The sequence below is a fragment of the Flavobacterium fluviatile genome (genome assembly GCF_010645065.1).
Lineage (GTDB): Bacteria > Bacteroidota > Bacteroidia > Flavobacteriales > Flavobacteriaceae > Flavobacterium > Flavobacterium fluviatile.
Map to the genome: position 1 here is coordinate 1 of NZ_JAADZW010000095.1, position 700 is coordinate 700.

At 33.0% G+C, this 700-nt stretch carries 1 protein-coding gene and 1 pseudogene; both read left to right on the top strand.

The window, feature by feature from the left end:
- Positions 1–351: pseudogene (locus GXM17_RS21420) on the top strand (hypothetical protein); the annotation flags it as partial.
- Between the two features lie 122 nt (positions 352–473).
- A complete protein-coding gene (locus GXM17_RS21425; RefSeq protein WP_163401545.1) occupies positions 474–677 on the top strand; it encodes a hypothetical protein in 204 nt (67 codons plus the stop codon).
- Positions 678–700 lie beyond the last annotated feature (23 nt).

Below are 700 nucleotides of genomic sequence, written 5' to 3' on the forward strand. Positions count from 1 at the left end.
AAAGTAGAAAATTACATTTCGTCACTTTCAAGAAATGAAGAAACTGCGGAATTGGTTGAAATGCTTTTCGGTTTACTTAAAAAAGATGCTAAAGGTAATTTAAAAGGCTCAAGAGTTCTTGAATTACAAAAGGCAGCGGCTAAATCTAAAAATGAGGAATTTATTGATGGAGTGGCAATAATTTCCGCCGCTTACAAACCTACCCGTTCCTCATGGTTTATTGAAGCTGCATTAATTTCTTCCGATGGCACTAAAACAAATATACCTCTATCAATGTCTTCGGTGGGGTTTTCAGGAGGATATAAGTTTGAATTTTTTAGCGAAGCAATTCCAACAGATGCAGTCAAGTAATGGCATTTCAATACTACTGGCAATATTGCTAGTAATATTTAACCGAAAAGACATAGCCACTTATATCGAATGGTTTTGTTTCAGGATAAAAACAATTTATAAACAATATAAAAATAGATCACATGAATACAAATAAAGACAATTCAGATGATATAGCCACAGGTCTAGTACTTGTGCCAACTATAATTTTTATAGCCTTAAAAATATCAAAAACAATCTATTGGAGTTGGATTTGGGTTTTTAGTCCTGTATGGATTCCACTAGCCTTTTTCGGTTTTTTTGTTATGGTGGGTTTGATATTCGAATATATAACTAGAAGAAAATAGGTTAGTTAATTCGGTTTCCTGAG

Bases quoted from the DNA above. Each gene is read 5' to 3' on its own strand.
- GXM17_RS21425 (WP_163401545.1), top strand. From the start codon at position 474: ATGAATACAAATAAAGACAATTCAGATGATATAGCCACAGGTCTAGTA.